The 26,489-nt window shown below is 62.2% G+C and carries 24 protein-coding genes and 1 tRNA gene; 20 read left to right on the top strand and 5 right to left on the bottom strand.

Features of this window, described 5'->3' with window-relative positions; genetic code table 11:
• Window positions 1-99: 99 nt before the first annotated feature.
• On the bottom strand, window positions 100-3,336 hold the full coding sequence (rne, locus tag LVS58_RS23880) for a ribonuclease E (protein ID WP_233693089.1): 3,237 nt from the start codon (window positions 3,334-3,336) through the stop codon (window positions 100-102).
• A gap of 797 nt (window positions 3,337-4,133) precedes the next feature.
• Here rne and rluC point away from each other — a divergent pair.
• The 3 genes from rluC to LVS58_RS23865 are packed head-to-tail and all read left to right on the top strand — an operon-like array spanning window position 4,134 to window position 6,764.
• Window positions 4,134-5,090, top strand: coding sequence for a 23S rRNA pseudouridine(955/2504/2580) synthase RluC (gene rluC / locus LVS58_RS23875; RefSeq protein WP_233693088.1), 957 nt, complete (start codon window positions 4,134-4,136; stop codon window positions 5,088-5,090).
• 3 nt (window positions 5,091-5,093) lie between these two features.
• The gene (locus LVS58_RS23870) at window positions 5,094-5,768 is read left to right on the top strand and encodes an HAD family hydrolase (protein WP_233693087.1); all 675 of its coding nucleotides are present in this window, start codon (window positions 5,094-5,096) and stop codon (window positions 5,766-5,768) included.
• Between the two features lie 6 nt (window positions 5,769-5,774).
• Window positions 5,775-6,764: a S49 family peptidase gene (locus LVS58_RS23865; RefSeq protein ID WP_233693086.1), complete on the top strand. Its 990-nt coding sequence runs from the start codon at window positions 5,775-5,777 to the stop codon at window positions 6,762-6,764.
• 281 nt (window positions 6,765-7,045) lie between these two features.
• Here the strand turns inward: LVS58_RS23865 and LVS58_RS23860 are convergent, their stop codons facing one another.
• On the bottom strand, window positions 7,046-7,624 hold the full coding sequence (locus LVS58_RS23860) for a Maf family protein (RefSeq protein ID WP_233693085.1): 579 nt from the start codon (window positions 7,622-7,624) through the stop codon (window positions 7,046-7,048).
• A gap of 96 nt (window positions 7,625-7,720) precedes the next feature.
• On the opposite strand from LVS58_RS23860, the gene LVS58_RS23855 reads away from it, so the two are divergent.
• The 16 genes from LVS58_RS23855 (at window position 7,721) to LVS58_RS23780 (ending at window position 21,040) form a co-directional block, all read left to right on the top strand.
• A complete protein-coding gene (locus LVS58_RS23855) occupies window positions 7,721-8,248 on the top strand; it encodes a YceD family protein (RefSeq protein WP_233693084.1) in 528 nt (175 codons plus the stop codon).
• A gap of 13 nt (window positions 8,249-8,261) precedes the next feature.
• Window positions 8,262-8,444 carry a 50S ribosomal protein L32 gene (gene rpmF / locus LVS58_RS23850; protein WP_003247154.1) on the top strand — a complete coding sequence of 61 codons (183 nt, stop codon included), beginning with the start codon at window positions 8,262-8,264 and terminating at the stop codon, window positions 8,442-8,444.
• Between the two features lie 3 nt (window positions 8,445-8,447).
• On the top strand, window positions 8,448-9,458 hold the full coding sequence (gene plsX, locus LVS58_RS23845; protein WP_267954637.1) for a phosphate acyltransferase PlsX: 1,011 nt from the start codon (window positions 8,448-8,450) through the stop codon (window positions 9,456-9,458).
• Between the two features lie 127 nt (window positions 9,459-9,585).
• Window positions 9,586-10,524, top strand: a complete 939-nt coding sequence (gene fabD / locus LVS58_RS23840) for an ACP S-malonyltransferase (protein ID WP_233693083.1) — start codon at window positions 9,586-9,588, stop codon at window positions 10,522-10,524.
• Between the two features lie 15 nt (window positions 10,525-10,539).
• A complete protein-coding gene (gene fabG / locus LVS58_RS23835) occupies window positions 10,540-11,280 on the top strand; it encodes a 3-oxoacyl-ACP reductase FabG (protein ID WP_003247160.1) in 741 nt (246 codons plus the stop codon).
• 203 nt (window positions 11,281-11,483) lie between these two features.
• Window positions 11,484-11,720 (top strand): acyl carrier protein, encoded by a 237-nt coding sequence (gene acpP / locus LVS58_RS23830; protein ID WP_233693082.1) that lies wholly within the window; start codon window positions 11,484-11,486, stop codon window positions 11,718-11,720.
• Between the two features lie 189 nt (window positions 11,721-11,909).
• Window positions 11,910-13,154, top strand: a complete 1,245-nt coding sequence (gene fabF, locus LVS58_RS23825) for a beta-ketoacyl-ACP synthase II (RefSeq protein WP_233693081.1) — start codon at window positions 11,910-11,912, stop codon at window positions 13,152-13,154.
• Window positions 13,154-13,969 carry an aminodeoxychorismate lyase gene (gene pabC, locus LVS58_RS23820; protein ID WP_233693080.1) on the top strand — a complete coding sequence of 272 codons (816 nt, stop codon included), beginning with the start codon at window positions 13,154-13,156 and terminating at the stop codon, window positions 13,967-13,969. Before fabF ends, pabC begins: the two co-directional genes overlap by 1 nt.
• A gap of 4 nt (window positions 13,970-13,973) precedes the next feature.
• Window positions 13,974-15,194, top strand: a complete 1,221-nt coding sequence (gene mltG, locus LVS58_RS23815) for an endolytic transglycosylase MltG (RefSeq protein ID WP_233693079.1) — start codon at window positions 13,974-13,976, stop codon at window positions 15,192-15,194.
• Between the two features lie 9 nt (window positions 15,195-15,203).
• Window positions 15,204-15,836 (top strand): dTMP kinase, encoded by a 633-nt coding sequence (gene tmk, locus LVS58_RS23810; protein ID WP_233693078.1) that lies wholly within the window; start codon window positions 15,204-15,206, stop codon window positions 15,834-15,836.
• Window positions 15,829-16,815, top strand: coding sequence for a DNA polymerase III subunit delta' (locus LVS58_RS23805; RefSeq protein ID WP_233693077.1), 987 nt, complete (start codon window positions 15,829-15,831; stop codon window positions 16,813-16,815). Before tmk ends, LVS58_RS23805 begins: the two co-directional genes overlap by 8 nt.
• A 30-nt stretch (window positions 16,816-16,845) precedes the next feature.
• Complete coding sequence (locus tag LVS58_RS23800; RefSeq protein ID WP_233693076.1) at window positions 16,846-17,628, top strand: TatD family hydrolase; 783 nt, start codon at window positions 16,846-16,848, stop codon at window positions 17,626-17,628.
• A gap of 406 nt (window positions 17,629-18,034) precedes the next feature.
• A complete protein-coding gene (locus LVS58_RS23795; protein ID WP_233693075.1) occupies window positions 18,035-18,670 on the top strand; it encodes a TetR/AcrR family transcriptional regulator in 636 nt (211 codons plus the stop codon).
• A gap of 158 nt (window positions 18,671-18,828) precedes the next feature.
• Complete coding sequence (locus LVS58_RS23790) at window positions 18,829-19,797, top strand: GTP 3',8-cyclase MoaA (RefSeq protein WP_233693074.1); 969 nt, start codon at window positions 18,829-18,831, stop codon at window positions 19,795-19,797.
• Window positions 19,798-19,863: 66 nt separating this feature from the next.
• Entirely contained in the window at window positions 19,864-20,469 is a 606-nt protein-coding gene (locus tag LVS58_RS23785) for a DUF4823 domain-containing protein (RefSeq protein WP_233693073.1), read from the top strand.
• A 10-nt stretch (window positions 20,470-20,479) separates the two neighbouring features.
• The gene (locus LVS58_RS23780) at window positions 20,480-21,040 is read left to right on the top strand and encodes a DUF1285 domain-containing protein (protein ID WP_233693072.1); all 561 of its coding nucleotides are present in this window, start codon (window positions 20,480-20,482) and stop codon (window positions 21,038-21,040) included.
• A gap of 156 nt (window positions 21,041-21,196) precedes the next feature.
• On the opposite strand, the gene LVS58_RS23775 is transcribed toward LVS58_RS23780, so the two are convergent.
• Window positions 21,197-21,272, bottom strand: a tRNA-Asn gene (locus LVS58_RS23775).
• Window positions 21,273-21,334: 62 nt separating this feature from the next.
• Window positions 21,335-22,531, bottom strand: a complete 1,197-nt coding sequence (locus LVS58_RS23770) for an amino acid aminotransferase (RefSeq protein ID WP_010952990.1) — start codon at window positions 22,529-22,531, stop codon at window positions 21,335-21,337.
• 287 nt (window positions 22,532-22,818) lie between these two features.
• On the opposite strand from LVS58_RS23770, the gene uvrB reads away from it, so the two are divergent.
• A complete protein-coding gene (gene uvrB / locus LVS58_RS23765; RefSeq protein ID WP_233693071.1) occupies window positions 22,819-24,834 on the top strand; it encodes an excinuclease ABC subunit UvrB in 2,016 nt (671 codons plus the stop codon).
• A gap of 127 nt (window positions 24,835-24,961) precedes the next feature.
• Here uvrB and LVS58_RS23760 read toward each other — a convergent pair whose 3' ends face one another.
• Window positions 24,962-26,452: an MDR family MFS transporter gene (locus LVS58_RS23760; protein WP_233693090.1), complete on the bottom strand. Its 1,491-nt coding sequence runs from the start codon at window positions 26,450-26,452 to the stop codon at window positions 24,962-24,964.
• Window positions 26,453-26,489: the final 37 nt, after the last annotated feature.

Below are 26,489 nucleotides of genomic sequence, written 5' to 3'. Positions count from 1 at the left end.
ATTGTAGGAGCGGGTTTACCCGCGAAGAGGCCAGTCAGGCAAACCAAAAAAAGCCCCGCCAGTTCGCACTGGCGGGGCTTTTTCGTTCAGCTGTGGCTATCAGCCGTGATGAGGTTTCTGCTCATCGGCGGCTTCCAGGGCTGGTTCCTGGGAAGCTGCAGCAGCTTCCTGTGCGGCTTTGGCAGCAGCCTCGGCCTCACGCTTGCGGCGACGCACTTCACGTGGGTCGTTCGGTGCGCGGCCGTTGGCCAGCATTACCGTGGCAGGTTCTACCACTGCAGGTGCAGGCTCGGCCGCCACTTCTGGCTGGGCTTCGACAACCGGAGCAGACTGTACGGCAACCGGAGTGACTTCGACCACGGCCGGGGCCTGTTCGATTTCACCGGCTTCTACCGCTGGGGCTTCTACCGGGGTTTCAACCGCTACGGTTTCTGCAACCACGGCTGGCTCAACAGCAGGTGCATCCTCAGCGACGGGCTGCGGGGCAGTCTCGATCACAGGTTCGGCAGTTGCCTCGGCTGCGGCCACTGGCTCGGCGACCGGCTGTTCGACCACCGGGGCCACGGTTGCTTCTTCAGCTTTGGCGACCGCTTCGACCTGCTCAACCGGCTGGGCGGCTTCGCTGTTGTCGGTTTCTGCAACGGCAGCGACTTCGGCGGTGGCGCGCTCGGCCTGCTGGTTGGCCTGGGCTTCTGCGTCGGAGCTGATGTTGCTGCTGGCGACGGCAGCCGTCACGGCAAGACCGGCAGCCAGTTCAGCGCCCAGCTCGGTAGCCTGGTGCTGTTGCGGTTGCTCTTCGCTGCCTTCTTCTTCACTGCCGTCGATCAGCTCGCCATTGGCATTGCGCTGACGCTCACGACGGTTGCTGCGACGACGCTGGCCGCGGGAGCGGCGGCGTGGGCGCTCGCCATCGGTGCCTTCCTGCTCGTCTTGCAGCAGCTCTTCGCCTGGCAGTTGCTCTTCGGCAAGTTCGGCAGCCTGTTCGGTTGCTTCTTCGGCAGCGCGTGGTTGGCGCTCTTCGCGTGGTGGGCGCGGGGCGCGCTCTTCACGTGGCGCTCGTTCCTCGCGAGGGGCGCGCTCTTCACGTGGAGTACGTTCTTCGCGAGAGGCGCGCTCTTCGCGTGGAGCACGTTCTTCACGCGGTGCGCGTTCTTCGCGTGGAGCACGCTCTTCACGGGCTACACGTTCTTCACGCGGCTGGCGCTCTTCGCGTTCGGCTGGTGGGGTAGCGTCCAGCGGTTCGCGCAGTTCGCGAACGCGCTCTTCGCTGCGGTTGCTACGGCGGTCTTCGCGTGGCTGGCGCGGAGCACGTTCTTCACGTGGTGCACGCTCTTCGCGTGGGGCGCGTTCCTCGCGCGATGCACGCTCTTCGCGTGGGGCACGTTCCTCACGCGGTGCACGCTCTTCGCGTGGGGCGCGTTCCTCGCGCGGTGCACGCTCTTCACGCGGTGCGCGCTCGGCACGCTCTTCACGCGGTTTGCGTTCTTCGTCGCGGCGGCCGTTGCGGTTGCGGCTTTGCTGGCGGCCGTTGCGGCGTTCTTCGTTACGCGGGCTGCGCTCGGCAGCCGGTTTTTCTGCGGCGGGAACCACTGGCGCGGCGGCAGGCTCGTCCTTGCCGGCGAACAGGCTGACCAGCGACTTCACCAGGCCCTTGAACAGGCTTGGCTCCGGAGCGCTCGGGGCAGGGGCGACCGGGGCTGCAGGCTGGGGCTCTTCAGCGGCAGCTGGTACCGGTGCGTTGGCGCGGGCCGGGGCTGTCTTCACTGCGGCTTCCTGGCGTACCAGGGTGCGGGTGGCGGTCGGCTGCGGCGCTTCTTCAGCTTCGGCTGCGGCGATTTCGTAGCTGGACTGGTTGTTCAGCACTTCGGGGTTGTCGTCGCGCAGGCGCTGGACTTCGAAGTGCGGGGTTTCCAGGTGGTCGTTCGGCAGGATGATGATGCGCGCACGGGTACGCAGCTCGATCTTGGTGATCGAGTTACGCTTTTCGTTCAGCAGGAAAGCGGCTACCGGGATCGGCACTTGAGCGCGTACTTCGGCGGTGCGGTCCTTCAGGGCTTCTTCTTCGATCAGGCGCAGGATGGCCAGCGACAGCGATTCGACGTCACGGATGATGCCGGTGCCAGAGCAGCGTGGGCAGACGATGCCGCTGCTTTCGCCCAGCGATGGGCGCAGGCGCTGACGGGACATTTCCAGCAGGCCGAAGCGCGAGATGCGGCCTACCTGCACGCGGGCGCGGTCGGCTTCCAGGCATTCACGAACGCGCTCTTCAACAGCGCGCTGGTTCTTCGCCGGAGTCATGTCGATGAAGTCGATCACGATCAGGCCGCCAATGTCACGCAGGCGCAGCTGGCGGGCGATTTCCTCGGCCGCTTCCAGGTTGGTCTGCAGGGCGGTTTCTTCGATGTCGCTGCCTTTGGTGGCGCGCGCCGAGTTGATGTCGATGGACACCAGGGCTTCGGTCGGGTCGATCACGATCGAGCCACCGGACGGCAGGTCAACCACGCGCTGGAAGGCAGTCTCGATCTGGCTTTCGATCTGGAAGCGGTTGAACAGCGGCACGCTGTCTTCGTACAGCTTGACCTTGCTGGCGTACTGCGGCATTACCTGGCGGATGAAGGTCAGCGCTTCTTCCTGGGCGTCGATGCTGTCGATCAGCACTTCGCCGATGTCCTGGCGCAGGTAGTCGCGGATGGCGCGGATGATGACGTTGCTTTCCTGGTAGATCAGGAATGGCGCGGCGCGGTCCAGGGACGCTTCCTTGATGGCGGTCCACAGTTGCAGCAGGTAGTCCAGGTCCCACTGCATTTCTTCGCTGCTGCGGCCAAGGCCGGCAGTGCGCACGATCAGGCCCATGTCACCCGGGACGGTCAGGCCGTTCAGGGCTTCGCGCAGTTCGTTGCGCTCTTCGCCTTCGATGCGGCGCGAGATGCCACCGGCACGCGGGTTGTTGGGCATCAGCACCAGGTAGCGGCCGGCCAGGCTGATGAAGGTGGTGAGGGCGGCGCCTTTGTTGCCGCGCTCTTCCTTCTCGACCTGAACGATGACTTCCTGGCCTTCGCTGAGCACTTCCTTGATGTTGACCCGACCTTCTGGGGCCTTCTTGAAGTACTCGCGGGAGATTTCTTTCAGCGGCAGGAAGCCGTGACGTTCGGAGCCGAAGTCGACGAAGGCGGCTTCGAGGCTGGGTTCGATGCGGGTGATCTTGCCTTTGTAGATGTTGGCCTTTTTCTGCTCGCGCGCGCCGGACTCGATGTCCAGGTCGTAGAGACGTTGGCCGTCCACCAGGGCTACACGCAACTCTTCGGGTTGAGTTGCGTTAATCAGCATTCTTTTCATGTTGTACCGTCGGTTTCCGGGCTGCCGGAAACGGCGTTCGGCACACACGACGTCTCATGGTCGGTGCCAAGGTGCGCAAAGGGTGGCCGGGCCACCCCCGTGTCGAGCGACGTTCGGCACCAGCCGGTTGCCCAGCCTGCCGTTGTCGCGACGACGCGTCCTGTTTGCTGCGGTGCCAACAAGGCCCCGGTGGCTTCGAATAGGTATCCGAATCAACCAAGCGGGCCTTGTGCACTCAGTCAGGAGGAGGAATCAACCGTCAGCCGTGGACGCCCGGAGGGCATCTGTTCAGGACCTTATCCGCTCACCAGCCGTCAGTGGGCTGGTGGCCGGACGCGGTGCTACACGGTCCGAGGGCTGTGCATCTCCACCCTGCACGTATCCCTGATAATTCGGGTGCTGCCGCGCGCTGAATCCGCAACGGGTTGCATTTTTCGCCAGCGCTGGTTCTGCGCTGGCGCCATTCATGTCCAAGGCAGGTATTTCCGAAGCATTCGCCGGGCGTTGCGTGGAAGCGACCCGCGGGCAGAGGTGCGGCGAAAAGAATCGGGTAAGCAGGTGAAACACCGCACTTGTCGTTTTTTTTCGGTCTTCTCTACACGGCGCTGGTGGCGATTCCAGGCATTTCGGTAAACTGGCGAAAACCCCGTAGGACGGCCTCGCGTCCTGGAGAATTGCGAAGGTCAGGGACCGGCAAAGAGCCTGGTGCCGCTGGCCTGCCGCTTTTGGCGGCGTTCGCGACTATAGCAGCAATGATTAAGTGCTTCAATTCCATAAAAAATTGTTATGATCCCGTAATGACGACCAATACCCCTCCGACTTCCGGCGTTCAGCTGATCGAAGTCGCGCCGGAGCTTGCCGGCCAACGCATCGATAATTTCCTCATCACGGCCCTCAAGGGCGTGCCCAAGACGCTGGTCTACCGCATCCTGCGCAAGGGTGAGGTGAGGGTCAACAAGGGCCGCGTCAAGCCGGAGTACAAGATCCAGGCCGGGGACATCGTGCGGGTCCCGCCCGTGCGCTTGCCGGAACGAGACGAACCGGCGCCGGTGGCCCAAGGCCTGCTGCAGCGCCTGGAAGCCGCCATTGTCTATGAGGACAAAGCGCTTATCGTGATGAACAAGCCGGCCGGCATCGCCGTGCACGGCGGCAGTGGCCTGAGCTTCGGGGTGATCGAGGCGCTGCGCCAGTTGCGCCCGGACGCCAAGGAGCTGGAGCTGGTACACCGCCTGGATCGCGACACTTCTGGCCTGTTGATGATCGCCAAGAAGCGCAGCATGCTGCGCCACCTGCATGCCGCGCTGCGCGGCGATGGTGTCGACAAGCGCTACATGGCGCTGGTGCGCGGCCACTGGCCAACATCGAAAAAGCAGGTCAACGCGCCGTTGCTCAAGAGCAACCTGCGTTCCGGCGAGCGCATGGTCGAAGTGAACGAGGAAGGCAAGGAGGCGCTGACCTTGTTTCGCGTGCTGCGTCGCTTTGGCGACTTTGCCACCATTGTCGAGGCGCGCCCGATCACCGGTCGTACTCATCAGATTCGCGTGCACACCCTGCATGCCGGGCACATGATCGCTGGTGACAGCAAATACGGCGACGAAGACTTCAGCCGGGAAATTCGCGAGTTGGGCGGCAAGCGTCTGTTCCTGCATGCCTACGCGTTGACTGTACCGCTGCCGGACGGTGGCGAGTTGAAGCTCGAGGCGCCTGTGGATGAGGTCTGGGCGAAAACCGTTGAACGTTTGAGTGCGTCCTGACCCATGAAGAAAGGCTATGAGCTACTGATCTTCGACTGGGACGGCACCCTGGCCGATTCCATTGGTCGTATCGTCGAGGCCATGAATGTCGCCGCAGAGCGTGCCGGCGAGGCGCAGAGCAGCGACGATGCGGTCAAGGGCATCATCGGCCTGGCCCTGGACGAGGCGATCCATACCCTGTACCCGCACCTGGTGCCTGCAGAGGTTGCCAGCTTCCGTCAGCACTATGCCGATGTCTACGTTGCACTGGATCAGCAACCTTCGCCACTGTTCGATGGCGTGGTCGAGTCGCTGGATGCCTTTCGCGCCGAGGGGTATCGCTTGGCGGTGGCCACCGGCAAGGCCCGTCGCGGGTTGGATCGCGTGCTCAAGGCCAATGGCTGGGAGCGGTTCTTCGACATCACCCGTGCCGCTGACGAGACCCGTGGCAAGCCACACCCGCTGATGCTTGAGGAAATCCTCGGGCATTGTGGTGTCGAACCGGCGCGTGCGCTGATGGTCGGAGATTCGGCATTCGACCTGCAGATGGCCAGCAATGCCGGCATGCATTCGGTGGCGGTTGGCTATGGTGCCATGTCGCTGCAGGCGCTGGCCGAGTTTGGCCCGCAGGTATGTATCGATCACTTTTCCCAGTTGCGCGAGTGGCTGGATGGTTCCGCAATTCCACTTCCAAGGTAGGTAAGCATGGCAGACGAATGGAAGGCCCCTGAGGCCGAGCCCGGGGAGCGCGAAGAGCGCAACAGTTGGAGGTTGCTGGAAAAGACCTTGCTGGCCAGCGTGCAGGAGCAGCGACGGTCGCGGCGCTGGGGGATCTTCTTCAAGCTGCTGACCTTCGTCTACCTGTTCGGCATTCTGGCGTTGTTCTCGCCGCTGATGGACATGGACAAGGCCGCTTCGCGCAGTGTCAGTCATACCGCGCTGGTTGAGGTGCGCGGGGTAATTGCCGATCAGGAGGCTGCCAGCGCCGATAACATCGTCAAGAGCCTGCGAGAGGCGTTCAAGGACGACAAGACCAAGGCTGTGGTGATGCGCATCAACAGCCCGGGTGGCAGCCCGGTGCAGGCGGGTTACGTGTATGACGAAATCCGTCGCCTTCGTGCCGAATATCCCGCCATCAAGCTGTATGCAGTGATCGCTGATCTTGGGGCTTCCGGTGCCTATTACATCGCCAGTGCGGCGGACGAGATCTATGCCGACAAGGCCAGCCTGGTGGGTTCCATAGGGGTGACGGCGGCGGGTTATGGTTTTGTTGGAGCCATGGAGAAGCTAGGGGTCGAGCGGCGCGCTTATACATCGGGTGAGCACAAGGCGTTCCTTGATCCGTTTTCGCCGGAAAAACCAGAAGAGACCCGGTTCTGGCAGGGCGTGCTGGATACCACGCACCAGCAGTTCATCGCCATGGTCAAGCAGGGGCGGGGCGAGCGCCTGAAGGATAAGGAGCACCCGGAGTTGTTCAGTGGCCTTGTCTGGTCGGGTGAGCAGGCCAAGGCGCTGGGGCTGGTGGATGGCTTGGGCAGTGCCAGTTATGTGGCGCGTGAGATCGTGGGTGAGAAGGAGCTGGTGGACTTCACTGTTCAAGAGTCGCCGTTCGATCGCTTCTCCAAACGCGTGGGTGCCAGCGTGGCTGAGCACCTGGCGATGTGGATGGGGTTCCAGGGGCCGCAGTTGCGTTGAGTGCCTGTCGCGCGTTTGGTGGTGTTTGTGAGATCGAGCGCCGCCCGCGCGGCGCATCGCGAGCAAGCTCGCTCCTACATTTGTTTCGGGCCAATCCATCCTGTGTCAGGCGCACGCGACCGCCTTGTTTGTAAGGCGCGATATCGAGCCATGCGCCAAAGCGTTCGCGCACAAAACCCACAGGCATAATTGGCCCGAAACAAATGTAGGAGCGAGCTTGCATCGCGATGCGCCGCGCGGGCGGCGCTCGATCTCGCAGGCGTCAAAAGCCTCAAGTCGGACTACGGAACCACCACCCCTTCCTTTGTCAGCATGTCCACCAGTCGAATCAGCGGCAGCCCGATCAGGCTGGTCGCATCGCACCCGTGGGTGCTCTGGAACAGGCTCACCCCCAGCCCCTCGGCCTTGAAACTCCCAGCGCAATCCAGCGGTTGTTCCGCCGCGACATAGCGCTCCACTTGCTCGCGGCTCAATTCGCGCATCGTGACGGTAAACGGCACGCAATCCACCTGGCATTGCCCGGTGGCGCTATTCAGCAGTGCCAGCCCGGTCAGAAAGCTCACCTGCTGGCCGCTACACTCCAGCAGTTGCTCGCAAGCCCGCTCGAAGGTGTGCGGCTTACCCAGCACCTGTTCGCCCAGCACGGCTACCTGGTCCGACCCGATAATCAGGTGCCCGGGATGGCTACCCGCCAGGGCCTCGGCTTTTTGCCTGGCAAGGCGGCGTACCAGTTCAACGGCTGGCTCGTCTTCGCGGCGCTGCTCGTCTATATCGGGGCTTGCCCAGGTGAAAGGCAGGTGCAGGCGAGCGAGCAGTTCGCGGCGATAGGCAGAGCTGGAAGCCAGTAACAAAGGAAGCATGGTAGACTCCGGGTTCGGTTGAACCAATTCTATCACGCACGATGCCGCCTAATTTCCTTTGACAGGGGCGGGGGGCATCCCTAGAATGCTGCGCCTATGTTGAATGACCCGATTCCACCTCACGTTGACCCGCGCAAATTAGCCGATCGTGGCGTAACCCTTAACGGTTCGCTGCAGCTCGCTGATTTGGAAAGACTCTGCGACCCGCTTTCCGACAATGTCGGTACGGTGCAGGCGAAGTTCGATTTTGAACGAGATGAACAGCACGTGGTGGTAATCCACAGCGAGCTGGACGTCGAAGTCAAGATGGTTTGCCAGCGTTGTCTTGAGCTGGTCACCCTGCCGATCCACAGCGAATGTACATACGCCGTGGTGAAGGAGGGTGCGAATACCCAGTCGTTGCCGAAAGGCTATGACGTGCTGGAACTGGGCGAAGATCCTTTGGATCTGCAGGCATTGGCCGAGGAGGAGCTTCTGCTCGCCTTGCCAATCGTGCCTGCTCATCATCCGGAAGAATGCCAGCAGCCGGCGGGCGCAGACGAGCCCGAATCGAGCAAGGACGAGTTATCGCGGTCCAACCCGTTCAGTGTTTTGGCGCAGTTAAAGCGTGACCCAAACGTTTAGGAGTTAATCAATTATGGCTGTTCAGCAGAACAAAAAATCCCGCTCTGCCCGTGACATGCGCCGTTCGCACGACGCTCTGTCGGAAAACGCGCTGTCGGTAGAGAAAACCACCGGTGAAGTTCACCTGCGTCACCACGTTTCGCCAGAAGGCGTATACCGTGGTCGTAAAGTGGTCGACAAGGGCGCTGACGAGTAATCCTTGTCTGCTCAGGTCATCGCGATCGACGCAATGGGCGGGGACTTCGGTCCCCGCAGCATTGTCCAGGCTAGCATTGCCTGCCTTTCGGCTACCCCCTCGCTTCATCTGACCCTCGTCGGTCAACCCTCCCTCCTTGAAGATCTCGTCAGTGGCCTGCCAGCTGCGGATCGCGCGCGCCTGCAAATTGTCGCCGCCAGTGAGGTGGTCGGCATGGACGAGCGGCCATCCCAGGCGTTGCGCGGCAAGCCGGATTCGTCGATGCGCATTGCCCTTGAACTGGTGCGCGACGGAAAAGCCCAGGCCTGCGTCAGTGCCGGCAATACCGGGGCACTGATGGCGTTGTCGCGCTTCGTGCTCAAGACCCTGCCGGGTATCGACCGGCCGGCCATGGTGGCGGCGATCCCGACCCAGACGGGTTACTGCCAACTGCTCGATCTGGGCGCCAATGTCGACTGCAGTGCCGAAAACCTCTACCAGTTCGCTGTAATGGGCTCGGTGGCCGCTCAGGCGCTGGGTGTGCATCGGCCGCGCGTGGCGCTGCTGAATATCGGTACCGAGGACATCAAGGGTAACCAGCAGGTCAAGCTGGCTGCCACGCTGTTGCAGAACGCCCGCGGGCTCAACTATATCGGTTTCGTCGAAGGGGATGGCCTGTACCGGGGTGAGGCGGACGTGGTGGTGTGCGACGGTTTTGTCGGCAACATACTGCTCAAGTCCAGCGAGGGCTTGGCGACGATGATTGGTGCGCGCATCGAAAAACTGTTCAAGGGCGGTGCTTTTGCCCGCGTTGCCGGGGCTGTTGCCATGCCGCTGCTCAAGCGTCTGCAAGCCGACCTGGCGCCGGCGCGGCACAATGGGGCGAGCTTCCTGGGGTTGCAGGGTATCGTCATCAAGAGCCATGGCTCGGCGGGCGTGCAGGGGTTTCAGAGTGCCATCCAGCGGGCGCTGATCGAAATTCAGGAAAACCTGCCGCAGCGGCTGCACGGCCGCCTTGAAGACCTGTTGCCTTAGGCATTTCGCCGATGAAGTGCTTAAATGTGACCGCTTGGTCTATGTTTCCATCCAAGTTTTCAGATTCCGCGCCTGGCCTCGGGCCTGGCGCACACTATCCGACGACAAGATCATAAGGGCTTGTTCAATGTCTGCATCCCTCGCATTCGTCTTTCCCGGTCAAGGTTCCCAGTCGCTGGGCATGCTCGCCGAGCTCGGCGCCGAGAAGCCAGTGATCATCGAAACCTTCAAGGAAGCGTCCGAAGCGCTCGGCTACGACCTGTGGAAGCTGGTCCAGGACGGCCCGGAAGAGCAACTTAACCAGACCGACAAGACCCAGCCGGCGATCCTTACTGCGTCCATCGCACTGTGGCGCCTGTGGCTGGAGGAGGGCGGTGCCAAGCCTGCTTTCGTTTCCGGTCACAGCCTGGGCGAATACAGCGCCCTGGTCGCCGCAGGCAGCATCAGCCTGAAAGATGCCGTTCGCCTGGTCGAGCGCCGCGGTCAGCTGATGCAGGAAGCCGTACCGGCCGGCCACGGCGCCATGGCTGCCATTCTCGGCCTGGACGATGCTGTGGTCGTGGAAATCTGCGCCGAAGCCGCTGAGGATGAAGTTGTCAGTGCCGTGAACTTCAACTCGCCTGGTCAGGTGGTCATCGCCGGCAACAAGGCGGCGGTAGATCGCGCCATGGAGCTGTGCAAGGCCAAAGGTGCCAAGCGCGCCCTGCCACTGGCGGTCAGCGTCCCGTCGCACTGCGCCCTGATGAAGCCAGCCGCCGAGCGCTTTGCCGATTCGGTCAATGCCATCGAATGGAAGGCTCCGCAGATTCCGGTGGTGCAGAACGTCACTGCCGCCGTCGCTGCCGACCTCGATGTCCTCAAGCACGACCTGCTGGCACAGCTGTACCAGCCGGTACGCTGGGTCGAGTGTGTGCAGACCCTGGCCGCCAACGGTGCGGTCAACCTGGTCGAGTGTGGCCCGGGCAAGGTCCTGGCTGGCCTTAACAAGCGTTGCGCCGACGGCGTGACCACCTACAACCTCAACACCCCTGAAGCCGTTGCCGCCACCCGCGCGGCACTGGCCTGATTTGGAGAAGCTTGCATGAGCCTGCAAGGTAAAGTTGCACTGGTTACCGGCGCCAGCCGTGGCATTGGCCAGGCCATCGCCCTGGAGCTGGGCCGCCAGGGCGCGACCGTGATCGGTACCGCCACTTCGGCGTCCGGCGCCGAGCGCATCGCTGCCACCCTGAAAGAACACGGCATCACCGGTACCGGCATGGAGCTGAACGTCACCAGCGCCGAATCGGTTGAAGCGGTACTGGCCGCCATTGGCGAGCAGTTCGGTGCGCCGGCCATCCTGGTCAACAACGCCGGTATCACCCGCGACAACCTCATGCTGCGCATGAAAGACGACGAGTGGTTCGATGTCATCGACACCAACCTGAACAGCCTCTACCGTCTGTCCAAGGGCGTGCTGCGTGGCATGACCAAGGCACGCTGGGGTCGTATCATCAGCATCGGCTCGGTCGTCGGTGCCATGGGTAACGCCGGTCAGGCCAACTACGCGGCTGCCAAGGCCGGTCTGGAAGGTTTCAGTCGCGCCCTGGCGCGTGAAGTGGGTTCGCGTGGCATCACCGTCAACTCGGTGACCCCAGGCTTCATCGATACCGACATGACCCGCGAGCTGCCGGAAGCTCAGCGTGAAGCCCTGCAGACCCAGATTCCGCTGGGCCGCCTGGGCCAGGCTGACGAAATTGCCAAGGTGGTTTCGTTCCTGGCGTCCGACGGCGCCGCCTACGTGACCGGGGCTACCGTGCCGGTCAACGGCGGGATGTACATGTAATACTGCAACTCAATGTGACGGGTTTCGTAAAAAAAGAGTCATACTGCGAGCCTAAAATCCGTTATAAAGCTGCAACCAGATTCCAGGCAGCGGGTGTGGTGACTAGCCTGAAGGTGCGTTTTGCTTGAAAAGCGAACGTCTTTCTATAAAATTAGCCACCGGCCAGCTGCCTGACATATATCCATTAGGAGTGAAAACTAGGTATGAGCACCATCGAAGAACGCGTCAAGAAAATCGTCGCCGAGCAACTGGGCGTCAAGGAAGAAGAAGTGACTAACTCCAAGTCCTTCGTCGATGACCTGGGTGCCGATTCGCTTGACACCGTTGAACTGGTGATGGCTCTGGAAGAGGAATTCGAGACCGAAATCCCTGACGAAGAAGCCGAGAAGATCACTACCGTTCAAGCTGCCATCGACTACGTCCAGGCCCACCAGGCCTAAGACGCTACAGTCGACGTTTCTTGTCGGGGAAAACCGCACTGCCTTCGCCGGCGTGCGGTTTTTTCTTTGCGAGCGCCTCGCCTTTTTCAGGCGGCTTCGTTCACCGCGCACCAATAGAGCTTGTTGCCATTTCATTCCAGCGCTTGAATGCAATGGCAAGAGACTCTGTTATTAGAAAAGGAGAGTACTGTGTCGCGTAGACGCGTCGTGGTCACCGGTATGGGTATGCTGTCGCCACTGGGTACCGATGTACCGAGCACCTGGCAGGGCATTCTGGCTGGCCGCAGTGGCATTGGTCTGATCGAACACACGGACCTGTCTGCCTACTCCACCCGTTTTGGCGGCTCGGTGAAAGGCTTCGAGGTTGAGCAGTACCTGTCGGCCAAAGAGGCCCGCAAGCTCGACCTGTTCATCCAGTACGGCCTGGCGGCTGGTTTCCAGGCCGTGCGTAATGCCGGCCTGGAGGTCACCGATGCCAACCGCGAGCGTATTGGCGTGGCCATGGGCTCGGGTATCGGTGGCCTGACCAACATCGAGGAAACCAGCCGTACCCTGCACGATTCAGGGCCGCGCCGCATTTCGCCGTTCTTCGTGCCAGGCTCGATCATCAACATGATCTCCGGTTTCCTGTCGATCCACCTGGGCCTGCAAGGACCGAACTATGCCATCGCCACTGCGTGCACCACCGGCACCCATTGCATCGGCATGGCCGCGCGCAATATCGCCTACGGTGAAGCTGACGTGATGATCGCCGGTGGCGCCGAAATGGCCGCTTGTGGTCTGGGGATGGGCGGCTTTGGCGCTTCGCGCGCACTGTCTACCCGCAACGACGAACCAAGCCGGGCCAGCCGCCCGTGGGACAAGGGCCGTGACGGCTTTGTGTTGTCCGACGGTGCTGGAGCCCTGGTGCTCGAGGAGCTGGAGCACGCCAAGGCCCGCGGGGCGACTATCTATGCCGAACTGGTTGGCTTTGGCATGAGTGGCGACGCCTACCACATGACCTCGCCGCCCGACTCTGGCGAAGGCGCTGCCCGCTGCATGGCCAACGCCTTGCGCGATGCCGGTATCCAGCCGGAAGAAGTCAGCTACATCAACGCCCACGGCACTTCTACCCCAGCGGGCGATGTGGCCGAAGTGGCGGCGATCAAGCGCGTGTTCGGCGAACATGCCTACAAGCTGGCGGTCAGCTCGACCAAGTCGATGACTGGCCACTTGCTGGGCGCCGCGGGCGCGGTGGAAGCGATCTTCAGCGTGCTGGCAATCAATAGCCAGATGGCCCCGCCGACCATCAACCTGGACGAGCCGGACGACGGGTGTGACCTTGACTTCGTTCCCCACCAGGCGCGCAGCATGCCAATCGACGTGGTGCTGTCCAACTCGTTCGGCTTTGGCGGCACCAACGGCTCGCTGGTATTCCGCCGGTTTGCCGACTGATGCACAGCTGGATCGACGGCCAGCCGGCGACTGCGCTCAACCTGCAGAACCGCGGCCTGGCCTACGGCGATGGCCTGTTCGAAACCATCGCCGTGCGAGGTGCCCGGCCCAGCTTGCTGGACGGCCACCTCGCACGCCTGGCACTGGGCTGTCAGCGCTTGGCGATCAGCACCGATCTGGCGCTGGTACGCGACGAGCTGCTGCACTATGCCAGCCAGCTGGGTGAGGGAGTGGTCAAACTCATCCTTACCCGTGGCGATAGCCAACGTGGCTATGCGCCAGTTGTCGATGCCCCGCCGCGACGCATCCTTCAAGGCAGCCCATTACCCCGCTATCCTGCCGAGCATGCCGAGCATGGCGTGCGTCTGTTCCCCTGTCAGACCCGGCTTGGGGAACAACCACTGCTGGCCGGCCTCAAACACCTTAACCGCCTGGAACAGGTGCTGGCCCGTGCCGAATGGCAGGACAGTAACCATGCCGAAGGCCTTATGCGTGACGCGCAGGGCAGGGTGATCGAAGGGGTATACAGCAATCTGTTTCTGGTACGTGATGGCGTGCTGTTCACCGCTGACCTTGGTCGTTGTGGCGTGGCGGGCGTGATGCGTGCCGCACTGCTGGAACAGGCCCCGCTGCTGGGGATTGCGGTACAGGTCTGCGACCTGCCGTTCGAGGCGCTTGAGCAAGCGGATGAAGTATTTGTTTGCAATAGCGTTTACGGCATTTGGCCCGTGTGTGGCGTAGCCGCGCTAAACTGGTCGCCGGGCCCGCTCACTCGTAAACTGCAGGCCGTTGCCCGTACGTTACTGGAAACCTGAATTCGTGAGACGTAAATTCCTGCTGTTGCTGGAAATGGGCTTGATCCTTGCCGGCCTGGTGCTTGGCTGGTCGGCCTGGAAGGTCAACTCGGTCCTGGAGCAGCCCTTGCACGTCACGCAGGAACGCCTGCTGGATGTGCCCAATGGCACCAATCCCAACCGCATGTTCTACAGCATGCAAAGAGAAGGGTTGCTCGACGATGCTGTCTGGTTGCGTTTGTACTGGCGCTTCAACATGGCCGGCACCCCCCTGCACACCGGCGAGTACCGTCTTACCCCCGGCATGACTGTCGAGCAGTTGTTCGACGCCTGGCGCCGTGCCGACGTGGTGCAGTACAACCTCACCCTGGTCGAAGGCTGGACCTTCCGCCAGGTGCGCGCGGCCGTGGCCAAGCATGAAAAGATCAAGCATACCCTCGAGGGCTTGTCGGATGCCGAGGTCATGGACAAGCTCGGCCACACTGGTGTATTCCCCGAAGGCCGCTTCTTCCCCGACACTTACCGCTTCGTGCGCGGTATGAGCGATGTCGAGTTGCTGCAGCAGGCCTACATGCGTCTGGACGAAGTGCTGGCCAAGGAGTGGGCCGAGCGTTCCACAGACCTGCCGTATCGCGACCCGTATCAAGCGCTGATCATGGCCTCCCTGGTCGAAAAGGAAACCGGCATTCCGCAGGAACGCGGGCAGATTGCCGGCGTGTTCGTGCGGCGTATGCGCCTGGGCATGATGCTGCAGACCGACCCGACGGTCATCTATGGCATGGGTGAGCGCTACAACGGAAAGATCACCCGCGCCGACCTGCGCGAGCCTACGCCCTACAACACCTACACCATGACTGGCCTGCCGCCGACCCCGATCGCAATGGTCGGCCGCGAGGCGATTCACGCGGCGCTGAACCCGTCCAATGGCACCAGTCTTTACTTCGTCGCCCGTGGCGATGGCAGCCATGTGTTTTCCGACGACCTCGACGACCACAATTCGGCAGTGCGCGAGTTTCAGTTAAAGCGCCGGTCGGACTACCGCTCCAGCCCCGCGCCGCAGCAAGAGGCAAAGCCGGGTGCCGATGATGCCGAACAGGCGTCGGGCGCCGACGATGCGCAGCAGCCTGAGCCCCCTGCCGCGGACGAGCCAGCTGAGCAGCCAGCCCCCGATGAAGCGCCCGCGCAGGATGCCCCTGCCGGCGGTGCGCAAGCGGCCGAGCGGCCGACGCCTGACGAACAACATTAAGGACTGCCTGTGAGCGGCTTGTTTATTACTTTGGAAGGCCCCGAAGGCGCGGGCAAGAGCACTAATCGCGACTACCTGGCCGCACGCCTGCGCGAGCACGGCCTGGACGTGGTGCTGACCCGTGAGCCTGGCGGTACGCCGCTGGCGGAAAAGGTGCGTGAGCTGTTGCTGGCGCCTAGCGAAGAAGGCATGGCGGCCGACACCGAGCTGCTGCTGGTGTTCGCCGCTCGCGCCCAACACCTGGCGCAGGTTATCCGCCCGGCGCTGGCTCGCGGGGCTGTGGTGCTGTGTGATCGGTTCACGGATGCCACCTACGCCTATCAGGGAGGCGGACGTGGTTTGTCTGTCGAGCGTATCACTGTCCTGGAGCAGTTCGTCCAGGGCGACCTGCGCCCGGACCTGACGCTGGTCTTCGACCTGCCGGTAGAAGTGGGCCTTGCGCGAGCCGCCGCCCGTGGCCGCCTGGACCGGTTCGAGCAGGAAGGGCAGGCCTTCTTCGAAGCGGTGCGCCAGGCGTACCTGCAGCGCGCCCAGGGCGCGCCACGGCGCTACAGCCTGCTTGATGCGGCGCAATCCCTGGAGGCGGTGCAGCGTGATATCGACGCACTGCTGCCAGGCATCCTGGAGCGTTGCCGTGGCTGAGGCTTACCCTTGGCAGCAGGCGCTGTGGCGGCAACTGGCCGGTCGCAGCCGGCATGCCCACGCGTATCTGCTGCATGGGCCGCAGGGTATTGGCAAGCGGGCCATGGCCGAGCGTCTGATGGCGCGTCTGTTGTGCCAGCAGCCGCAGGGCCTGGACGCTTGTGGGGCGTGTAAGTCGTGCCTGTTGCTCAAGGCCGGCAGCCACCCGGACAACTTCGTCCTCGAGCCGGAAGAGGCTGACAAGCCGATCAAGGTCGACCAGGTACGTGAACTGGTGGCCTTTGTGGTGCAGACTGCGCAGTTGGGCGGGCGCAAGGTGGTGTTGATCGAGCCGGTGGAGGCGATGAATGTAAACGCCTCTAACGCTCTGCTCAAAAGCCTTGAAGAGCCTTCCGGTGATACCGTGTTGTTGCTGGTGACGCACCAGCCCAGCCGTCTGTTGCCGACGATCAAGAGCCGCTGCCAGCAGGTCGCCTGTCCGCAGCCCAGCCTGGCCCAGAGCCAGGCATGGCTGGCTGGGGCGTTGCCCGACTGCGACGAGGTCGAGCGCGATGAGCTGCTGACGCTGGCAGCAGGCTCGCCATTGATGGCGGTCAGCCTGCAGGCGCAGGGCGTGCGTGAGCAACGCGCGCTGGTGGCCGATGGGGTGAAGAAGCTGCTCAAGCAGCAGCAATCGCCCAGCCAGCTGGCCGATGCCTGGAGCGGTGTGCCGTTGTTGTTGCTGTTCGACTGGTTCTGCGATTGGTCGCACCTGATCCTGCGCTATCAGTTGACCCAGGACGAGGAAGGGTTAGGCTTGGCCGATATGCGCAAGGTCGTGCAATACCTGGCGCAGAAAAGCCGCCAGGCCAAGGTGCTGGAAGTGCAAGCCTGGATCCTCGAGCAGCGCCAGAAGGTGCTGGGCAAGGCCAACCTCAACCGTGCCTTGCTGCTTGAATCGCTGCTGGCTCACTGGCTGCAACTGCCAGGTGCCCGCTGATTTCCCATTTTTCATGTGTGCCGTAATCCCATGCTCGTAGATTCCCATTGCCACCTCGACCGTCTTGATCTCAGTGCCCACCAGGGCTCCCTCGATGCTGCCCTGCAGGCGGCGCGTGAGCGTGGGGTGGGGCATTTCTTGTGCATTGGCGTCAGTGCCGAGAATGCGGGTGCCGTGAAGGCGCTGAGCGAGCAGTACGCTGACGTTGACTGCTCGGTGGGCGTTCACCCGCTGGACCTGGCCCCAGGCGAAACCCCGGCGTTGGAATGGCTGTTGCGCGAACTGGCTCACCCGCATGTGGTGGCGATTGGTGAAACCGGGCTGGATTACCACTACGAGCCGGAGGCTGCCGAGCTTCAACAGGCCTCGTTCCGTCTGCACCTGGAGGCCTCGAGGCAGACCGGCAAGCCGGTCATCGTGCATACCCGGGCGGCGCGCGCCGATACCCTGGCGCTGCTGCGTGAGGCCAGCCTGCCGCAGGCTGGCGTGCTGCACTGCTTTACCGAAGACTGGGACATGGCCAAGGCGGCGCTGGACCTGGGCTATTACATTTCGCTGTCGGGCATCGTTACCTTCCGCAATGCCGATGCCTTGCGGGAAGTGGCGCGGCAGGTGCCGGTCGACCGCCTGCTGGTAGAGACCGATTCGCCGTACCTGGCGCCGATTCCCCATCGCGGCAAGCCGAACCTGCCGCAGTACGTACGGGACGTGGCGGAGTATGTGGCTTCGCTGCGTGGGGCCAGTTATGAGCAACTGGCCGAGCAGACTACCGCCAACTTCAAGCGGCTGTTTCCGTTGGCGCGGGTGGATTGATTCACCGGGGTTTAAAGATTGGGTGAGGGGCACAGGGTGCCTGCCACAAACCTGACAGCCGTCACACCATCCTCCCCACAAAAACACAAAAAAAACCCGGGTTCTGGGGGAGGAATCCGGGTTAAGACCATTAGGAGTAAAACAAAGGTACGCGGTCCCTGAGCACCTTTATCGGCGCGCCACTGGGGGGGATGCGCCGCGCCAACACTTCAAGTATTGGTCAGCTTTGGCGCAGTGCCAGTGCATATTGGACGTTTTTTAAACAGATTTGGAATACGCCAACGTTTCATTCCTCCCGCAGCGCATGGCTGTATGCATCGTGAAACACAGACATGCGTGGATGATCCGTGCAATTTCCCGCAAGTTAGGCATAATAAACCGCTTCGATTGTCATCCAGTCCTTCCCATGCAGAAAGAACCTCGTAAGGTCCGTGAGTTTCGCCGTCGCGAACAGGAAATCCTCGATACCGCGCTCAAGCTGTTTCTCGAGCAAGGTGAAGACAGCGTCACCGTCGAGATGATCGCCGACGCCGTGGGCATCGGCAAAGGCACGATCTACAAGCACTTCAAGTCCAAGGCGGAGATCTACCTTCGTCTGATGCTCGATTACGAGCGTGACCTGAATGAGCTGTTGCACTCGGCCGATATCGACCGTGACAAGGAAGCGCTGTCGCGCGCCTACTTCGAGTTCCGCATGCGCGATCCGCAACGCTACCGGCTGTTCGACCGCCTTGAAGAAAAGGTGGTCAAGGGCAATCAGGTGCCGGAAATGGTCGAGCAACTGCACAGCATTCGTGCCTCCAACTTCGACCGCCTGACCCAGCTGATCAAGGGCCGTATCAGCGAAGGCAAGCTCGAAGACGTGCCGCCGTATTTCCACTACTGCGCTGCCTGGGCTTTGGTGCACGGCGCTGTGGCGCTGTACCACTCGCCGTTCTGGAGCAACGTGCTGGAGGACCAGGAAGGCTTCTTCCAGTTCCTGATGGACATTGGGGTGCGTATGGGCAACAAGCGCAAGCGCGACCCGGAACCCTCAAGCTGAGCATTTAGCGAAACTGGGTTGTGCGTCCTCTGCACGGCAGTGCAGCCCGAAGCGTTTGGCTATCGTTTGGAAATTCGGCATTGCTCATTGGGGGGCTTGCAAAAACCTGATTTATGAGTCAGGTTTTGCCAGCCCCTTCATCCATGCCGGAGTCATTCATGATTGTCGATCGTCAAGGCAGGCGCTTTCGCAACCTGCGCGTCAGCCTGACGGCTGCCTGCAACTACGCCTGTACCTACTGCGTACCCGACGGCAAGCGGCTGGTGGCGGCGCAGGACGAGCTGTCGGCGGATGCCCTGGCGCGTGGTGTGGCCTATCTGATCGAAGCCGCCGGCATCGAGCGCCTGCGGATTACGGGTGGTGAGCCACTGGTTAGCCCGCGCCTGGATGCCTTTCTGGCTGCCGTGGCCAAACTCCACCTTGACGACGTTTCGCTGACCACCAACGGCCAGTTGCTGGCGCGCAAGTTGCCGCAACTGCAGGCGGCTGGGATTCGTCGGCTGAACGTATCCCTCGACACCCTCGACCCGCTGGCTTTCCGCCAGATTGCCCGTGGCGGCGACCTGGGCACCGTGCTGGACGCATTGGCGCAGGCCAGCACCCTGGGTATGCGAATCAAGGTCAACATGGTGCCGATGCGCGGGAAAAACCTGGATCAGGTGCTGCCGCTGCTGGATTACTGCCTCGCGCGCGGCTTCGAGCTGCGCTTCATCGAACTGATGCGCATGGGCCACCTCTCTCACGATCGCAATGCCTTCCTCCAACAGTTTGTAAGCCTCGACCAGCTGCTTGCGCTGATCGGCGGCCAGCATACCTACGTCCAGGTGAATGCGCCGCTGGATGCCACAGCCATGCGTTACCACATCCCTGGCAGGGGCCACTTCGGCGTCATTGCCAACGAAAGCGTGCCGTTTTGCCGTACCTGCTCACGGCTGCGCCTGTCTTCTACCGGCTGGCTGCATGGCTGCCTGTCGTCAGGTAACCGGCACTTCGTCGGCGACCTGCTGGAAAAGCCGCGTCATCAGGCGCTGCCGGCCTTGCAACGGTTGTTGGTCAAGGCTTTGGCTGACAAGCAGGATGTGGCCTTTTCCGGTGGCGTGACAGTCATGAAAGTGATCGGTGGCTGAAGCTGGCGCAAAAGCTGCATCCGCCGGCTATTCGCCGGTTTTTCGTCGCCGGCCACTGGAGGAAAGATGCGTAGCCTGGTCTTGCTGCTGGCGCTGATGGCGCTGGGCGGCTGCATGAATGTCAGCGATATGGGCGAAGGCGTCCGCTATCACATGAGCGATGCCGGTCTGCTGGACCACAGCGAAACCCGTCGCACCTTGTCGATCCGCCTGCAGCCTGATTCGTTCATCTTCATTGGCCAGGGTACCTTCGTACCGCCCGGCAAGGGGCCGGTGCCTCGGCAGAACGCAGTGGCCGAGCAGGCCTACAAGAGTTTCGTCGAATACTTCCCGTTGGTACGTCGTGCCCAGGGCCCGCTGGGCCTCGAAGAGGCCATTGCCCAGGCGCGCTCGGTGGGTGCGGACTACGTGTTGTACACGCGCTTTGCACGTACCGACGATCGCATCGGCAATGGTGACGAATGGTATGACGAGCAGGCCGTCGACCGTTTGGGCTGGGACTCTGGCGTGGTGCAGATGATGCTGATCGAAACCAGTACCCGCTACCTGATCGACACCGCACGCATCAAGAGCCGTGGCGGTTTGTTGACGTTCCACGACAACACCCCGGAGGATTTGCTTGGTGCGCCGATGCGCGAGTACGCTCGTAGCCTCCTGGGCATGAGTGAATGAGGCAAGCGTGATGAGCGACTCCGGCAAGGCCAATGACCTTCTGGCGCAGATCCCCAAGGCCAAGGGGCTGCCGCCGGTGCACCTGTGGAACCCGGATTTCTGTGGTGACATCGACATGCGCATCGCCCGCGATGGCACCTGGTACTACCTGGGCACGCCGATCGGGCGCAAGCCGATGGTGCGGCTGTTCTCTACCATCATTCGCCGCGATGGCGATGACTATTTCCTGATTACCCCGGTAGAGAAGGTCGGCATTCGTGTCGATGATGCGCCATTCGTGGCCGTGTTGCTGGAGGTGCAGGGCGAAGGCGAACAGCAGGTGCTGCGCTTTACCAGCAATGTCGAGGACCAGGTCGAGGCAGGGCCGGATAACCCCCTGCGGGTAGTGATCGACCCGGTGACGCAGGAGCCATCACCGTATGTGCTGATGCGCAGCAACCTGGAGGCGCTGATACATCGCAATGTGTTTTACCAACTGGTGGAGCTGGCGGTGCCGCATGTGATCGACGGTGAGGAATGGTTGGGCGTATGGAGCCAGGGTCAGTTTTACCCGATTGGGCGCAGTGGTTGAGGGGGCTGGGCTGCAAGAGGCATGTCTTGAGGGGGGGGCTGCCTGGTAGATCGAGCGCCGCGCGGGCGGCGCTCGATCTACCAGGCGCTGACATACTTCCGCTGAACAACGAAAAAGCCCCCGGTTGCTTGCGCATCCGGGGGCTTCTTCAATGTCTGGCTCCGCGACCTGGACTCGAACCAGGGACCCAATGATTAACAGTCATTTGCTCTACCGACTGAGCTATCGCGGAATCTGCGCGTATCTTACTGATTGCCCGGGAGAAGTCAACCCACCCCCAGGCAAAACAATGAGTTACAGCACTTCCACGATAGCTTTGGTCACCACGTGGATGTTGCTCTGGTTCAGCGCGGCCACCGCGATACGGCCGGTGTCCAGGGCATAGATGCCGAAGTCGTTCTTCAGGCGGGTAACCTGTTCAACGGTCAGGCCCGAGTAGGAGAACATGCCGACCTGGCGGCCAACGAAGCTGAAGTCACGGTTGGCACCGTATTCGGCCAGCAGCGATACCATCTGCTTGCGCATGCCGTGGATACGCTCGCGCATTTCGGCCAGTTCGGTTTCCCACATCTGGCGCAGCTCTGCGCTGTTCAGCACGGTGGCAACAATGGTTGCGCCGTGGGTTGGCGGGTTGGAGTAGGTGGTGCGGATCACGCGCTTGACCTGCGACAGCACGCGGGTGCTCTCGTCCTTGGAGGCGGTGACGATCGACAGTGCGCCGACGCGCTCGCCGTACAGCGAGAACGATTTGGAGAACGAGCTGGACACAAAGAACTCCAGGCCCGACTCGGCGAACAGGCGCACGGCGAAGGCGTCTTCGGCGATACCGTCACCAAAGCCCTGGTAGGCCATGTCGAGGAATGGCACGTGGCCCTTGGCCTTGACCACTTCCAGGACGTTCTTCCAGTCGTCCAGGTTCAGGTCGACACCCGTCGGGTTGTGGCAGCAGGCGTGCAGCACCACGATCGAGCCGGATGGCAGGGCGTTGAGGTCTTCGAGCATGCCGGCGCGGTTGACGTCGTTGGTCGGCGCATCGTAGTAGCGGTAGGTTTGCACCGGGAAGCCGGCCGATTCGAACAGCGCACGGTGGTTTTCCCAGCTAGGGTCGCTGATGGCAACCACGGCGTTGGGCGAGAGGCGCTTGAGGAAGTCGGCACCGATTTTCAGTGCGCCGGTACCACCGACGGCCTGCACGGTGACCACGCGGCCGGCGGCCAGCAGTGGCGACTCGGCGCCGAACAGCAGCTTCTGCACAGCCTGGTCGTAGGTGGCGATGCCATCGATCGGCAGGTAGCCGCGCGAAGCGTGCTGGGCGGCACGCTGGGTTTCGGCTTCGATCACGGCGCGCAGCAGCGGAATGCGGCCCTCCTCATTGCAATACACGCCTACGCCCAGGTTGACCTTGTCGGTACGTGGGTCGGCGTTGAATGCTTCGTTGAGGCCCAGAATAGGGTCGCGGGGTGCCAGCTCGACAGCGGAAAACAGGCTCATTGTTACCTTGGCTCTGATTGGAGTGTGATAGGGCGTACACGCTCCAGCCGAATGCACTGAAGCGGTGCACAAACGGGGAGTCAGTATAGTGATACCGACCGGTCACCGCGACACTCTGGCGCAGCTTTTGGGGCTATTTGCGCAAATATTTTTCGACCATTGGTCTAAATGCCGTGTCCACCGTTGTACGCGCCCGCACCTGTGCCTTGAAAGCGCCCCCGAACGGGCGCATTTGGGTATAGACTACTGGCTAAATTTACAGCTGCTGCAGCACCGCGAGGTCCTTCATGTCCGAGTTCCAGCTCGTCACACGTTTTCAGCCGGCAGGCGACCAGCCCGAGGCTATCCGCCAGTTGGTCGAAGGCATCGAGGCGGGGCTGTCGCATCAGACGCTGCTCGGGGTGACCGGCTCGGGCAAGACCTTCAGCATTGCCAACGTCATCCAGCAGGTGCAGCGCCCGACGCTGGTGCTGGCGCCCAACAAGACGCTGGCCGCCCAGTTGTACGGGGAGTTCAAGGCGTTTTTCCCCAACAACGCGGTGGAGTACTTCGTTTCCTATTACGACTACTACCAGCCGGAAGCCTACGTGCCTTCGTCAGACACCTTCATCGAGAAGGACGCCTCGATCAACGACCACATCGAGCAGATGCGCCTCTCGGCAACCAAGGCGCTGCTGGAGCGGCGTGACGCGATCATCGTTACCACGGTGTCGTGCATCTATGGCCTGGGCAGCCCCGAGACCTATCTGAAAATGGTTCTGCACGTGGACCGTGGCGACAAGCTCGACCAGCGCGCGCTGCTGCGCCGGTTGGCCGACCTGCAGTACACCCGCAACGAAATGGACTTTGCCCGCGCCACCTTCCGGGTCCGCGGCGACGTGATCGACATCTTCCCGGCCGAATCGGATCTGGAGGCCATCCGCATCGAGTTGTTCGATGATGAAGTGGAGAACATCGCCGCCTTCGATCCATTGACCGGCGAGGTTTTCCGCAAGCTGCCACGTTTCACTTTCTACCCCAAGAGCCACTACGTCACCCCGCGGGAAACCCTGCTGGAAGCAGTGGAAGGCATCAAGCAAGAGCTGAAAGAGCGTCTGGAATACCTGCACAAGGCCAACAAACTGGTCGAAGCGCAGCGTCTGGAGCAACGCACCCGCTTCGATCTGGAGATGATCCTCGAGCTGGGCTACTGCAACGGCATCGAAAACTACTCGCGCTACCTCTCCGGGCGCCCGGCCGGGGCACCGCCGCCCACCCTGTACGATTACCTGCCGCCCGATGCGCTGCTGGTGATCGACGAATCCCACGTCAGCGTTCCGCAGGTCGGCGCCATGTACAAGGGCGACCGTTCACGCAAGGAGACCCTGGTCGAGTACGGCTTCCGCATGCCTTCAGCGCTGGACAACCGGCCGATGCGTTTCGACGAGTGGGAAGATGTCAGCCCGCAGACCATTTTTGTTTCGGCAACCCCGGGCCCTTACGAGGCTGAGCATGCCGGGCGCGTGGTGGAGCAGGTGGTGCGCCCGACCGGGCTGGTCGACCCGCAGGTAGAGGTGCGCCCGGCGCTCACCCAGGTCGACGACCTGCTGTCCGAGATCCGCAAGCGTGTTGCGGCAGGCGAGCGTGTGCTGGCGACAACGCTGACCAAGCGCATGGCCGAGGACCTCAGCGATTACCTGGCCGACCATGACGTGCGGGTACGCTACCTGCACTCGGACATCGATACGGTGGAGCGGGTGGAGATTATCCGTGACCTGCGCCTGGGTACCTTCGACGTGCTGGTGGGCATCAACCTGCTGCGCGAGGGCCTGGACATGCCCGAGGTGTCGCTGGTGGCGATCCTCGATGCGGACAAGGAAGGTTTTCTGCGTTCCGAGCGTTCCCTGATCCAGACCATTGGCCGCGCTGCACGTAACCTCAATGGTCGGGCCATCCTGTACGCCGACAATGTGACAGGCTCGATGCAGCGCGCCATCGATGAAACCGAGCGCCGCCGCGAGAAGCAGATCGCCTTCAACGAAGCCAACGGTATCGTCCCCAAGGGGGTGGTCAAGGACATCACCGACATCCTGGAAGGCGCCACCGTGCCCGGCGCGCGTAGCAAGAAGCGCAAGGGCATGGCCAAGGCGGCGGAGGAGAGCGCCCGTTACGAGGCCGAACTGCGTACGCCGGGCGAGATCACCAAGCGTATCAAGCAGTTGGAAGAGAAAATGATGCAGTTCGCCCGCGACCTGGAGTTCGAAGCTGCGGCGCAGCTGCGTGACGAGATTACTCAACTGCGGGAGCGGTTGATTACCAGCTGAAGCCGGGCGCGGGCCCTGTGGGAGCGGGCGTGCCCGCGAAGAATTCAACGCGGTGGCTGGCACCGGCTGCGCCGGTGTTCGCGGGCATGCCCGCTCCCACAGGGACCGCATTTAATCTGTAATAGCCTCAATGGGCTTCCCCGGCCTTCAACCCTTCCGGCAACTTGCGGGTCAACAACACGGCCACCATGCTCACCGCCAACCCGATCCCGACAAAGTGGAAGGCATCGTTGTAAGCCATGATCATGGCCTGTTGGTGGGTGATTTCGCTCAGCTTGCCCAGTGCCGCATTGTCATTGCCCAAGCGCTCCGTCAGTTGCGCCAGCCGCTCTGCCACTTGTGGGTTGCTCGGTACCACCGCCTCGCGCAGGTAGTCGAAGTACACCTTGGTCCGTGCATCGAGCAGGGTGGCAAGCAGGGCAATACCGATGGCCCCACCCAGGTTACGCAGGATATTGAACAGGCTCGACGCCGACCCGGCATCCTGCGGCTGGATATACGCGGTGGCAATTAGCGAAATGGTCACCATGATCATCGGTTGGCCGAGGGCGCGGATGATCTGGATATGGTTGAACTGCGGCCCGGCAAAGTCCGGGTTGAGTACGCCCGAGCCGAAACTGGCGGCACCGAACAGGCAGAACCCCAGGGCGCACAACACCTTGGGTGATACTACCTTCATCAGTTGCGGCACCAGCGGGATCAGGAACAGCTGCGGAATACCCATCCACATGATCACTTCGCCAATCTGCAAGGCGTTGTAGCCCTGTACCTGCGCCAGGTACAGCGGTAGCAGATAGATCGAACCGTACAGGCCCACGCCCATGCCCAGGCTGGCGATGCTCGACAGGCCAAAGTTGCGGTTGCCGAGGATGCGCAGGTTGATCAGTGGGTGTGGCTTGGAAAACTGCAGGATGACGAAGGTGATCAGGCTGACCAGGGCAGCGCTGCCCAGGCCGACGATCAGCTGCGACTCCAGCCAGTCCTTGCGATGGCCTTCCTCGAGAAACACCTGCAGGCAGCCCAACCCAAGGCCGAGCGTGACGATGCCGGCGTAATCGGTGCTTTTCAGCAGTTCCCAGTGCGCCTCCTTCTTCTCAAGCCCGTACAACAATCCGGCGATCATTAGCAGGCCCGGTGGGATATTGATGTAAAAGATGTATTCCCAGCCCCAATTCTCGGTCAGCCAGCCGCCCAGGGTGGGCCCGATGGAGGGCGCGAAAGTGGCGGTCATGGCGAACATCGCCATGCCTTTGGCACGGTGGTGCTCAGGCAGCTTGATCAGCGTCAGGGTGAAGGCCAGCGGGATCAGCGCGCCACCGGTGAAACCCTGCAAGGCGCGGAACAGGATCATGCTCTCCAGGTTCCAGGCCATCGAGCATAGCAGCGACGACAGCAGGAAACCGCCGGATACCCACACCGCCAGGCGCCGCGCTGACAGCAGCTGCACCAGCCAGGCCGTTAGCGGGATCATGATGATTTCCGCCACCAGGTACGAAGTTGAAATCCATGAGCCTTCTTCCAGGGTCGCCGACAGAGCGCCCTGGATATCCTTCAACGAGGAGTTGGTGATCTGGATATCCAGCACAGCCATGAAGGCACCGAGCATCACGCTCATCACCGCGATCCAGTCGCGTCGGGTTGGCTCCGCAGTGGGG

The organism is Pseudomonas sp. JR33AA (assembly GCF_021378985.1).
GTDB lineage: Bacteria > Pseudomonadota > Gammaproteobacteria > Pseudomonadales > Pseudomonadaceae > Aquipseudomonas > Aquipseudomonas alloputida.
This window is presented reverse-complemented; position numbering and strand designations above follow the sequence as displayed.

Coding starts and splice junctions, on each gene's coding strand:
- rne (WP_233693089.1), bottom strand. CDS start 3,336: ATGAAAAGAATGCTGATTAACGCAACTCAACCCGAAGAGTTGCGTGTA.
- rluC (WP_233693088.1), top strand. CDS start 4,134: ATGACGACCAATACCCCTCCGACTTCCGGCGTTCAGCTGATCGAAGTC.
- LVS58_RS23870 (WP_233693087.1), top strand. CDS start 5,094: ATGAAGAAAGGCTATGAGCTACTGATCTTCGACTGGGACGGCACCCTG.
- LVS58_RS23865 (WP_233693086.1), top strand. CDS start 5,775: ATGGCAGACGAATGGAAGGCCCCTGAGGCCGAGCCCGGGGAGCGCGAA.
- LVS58_RS23860 (WP_233693085.1), bottom strand. CDS start 7,624: ATGCTTCCTTTGTTACTGGCTTCCAGCTCTGCCTATCGCCGCGAACTG.
- LVS58_RS23855 (WP_233693084.1), top strand. CDS start 7,721: ATGTTGAATGACCCGATTCCACCTCACGTTGACCCGCGCAAATTAGCC.
- rpmF (WP_003247154.1), top strand. CDS start 8,262: ATGGCTGTTCAGCAGAACAAAAAATCCCGCTCTGCCCGTGACATGCGC.
- fabD (WP_233693083.1), top strand. CDS start 9,586: ATGTCTGCATCCCTCGCATTCGTCTTTCCCGGTCAAGGTTCCCAGTCG.
- fabG (WP_003247160.1), top strand. CDS start 10,540: ATGAGCCTGCAAGGTAAAGTTGCACTGGTTACCGGCGCCAGCCGTGGC.
- acpP (WP_233693082.1), top strand. CDS start 11,484: ATGAGCACCATCGAAGAACGCGTCAAGAAAATCGTCGCCGAGCAACTG.
- pabC (WP_233693080.1), top strand. CDS start 13,154: ATGCACAGCTGGATCGACGGCCAGCCGGCGACTGCGCTCAACCTGCAG.
- LVS58_RS23800 (WP_233693076.1), top strand. CDS start 16,846: ATGCTCGTAGATTCCCATTGCCACCTCGACCGTCTTGATCTCAGTGCC.
- LVS58_RS23795 (WP_233693075.1), top strand. CDS start 18,035: ATGCAGAAAGAACCTCGTAAGGTCCGTGAGTTTCGCCGTCGCGAACAG.
- LVS58_RS23790 (WP_233693074.1), top strand. CDS start 18,829: ATGATTGTCGATCGTCAAGGCAGGCGCTTTCGCAACCTGCGCGTCAGC.
- LVS58_RS23785 (WP_233693073.1), top strand. CDS start 19,864: ATGCGTAGCCTGGTCTTGCTGCTGGCGCTGATGGCGCTGGGCGGCTGC.
- LVS58_RS23780 (WP_233693072.1), top strand. CDS start 20,480: ATGAGCGACTCCGGCAAGGCCAATGACCTTCTGGCGCAGATCCCCAAG.
- LVS58_RS23770 (WP_010952990.1), bottom strand. CDS start 22,531: ATGAGCCTGTTTTCCGCTGTCGAGCTGGCACCCCGCGACCCTATTCTG.
- uvrB (WP_233693071.1), top strand. CDS start 22,819: ATGTCCGAGTTCCAGCTCGTCACACGTTTTCAGCCGGCAGGCGACCAG.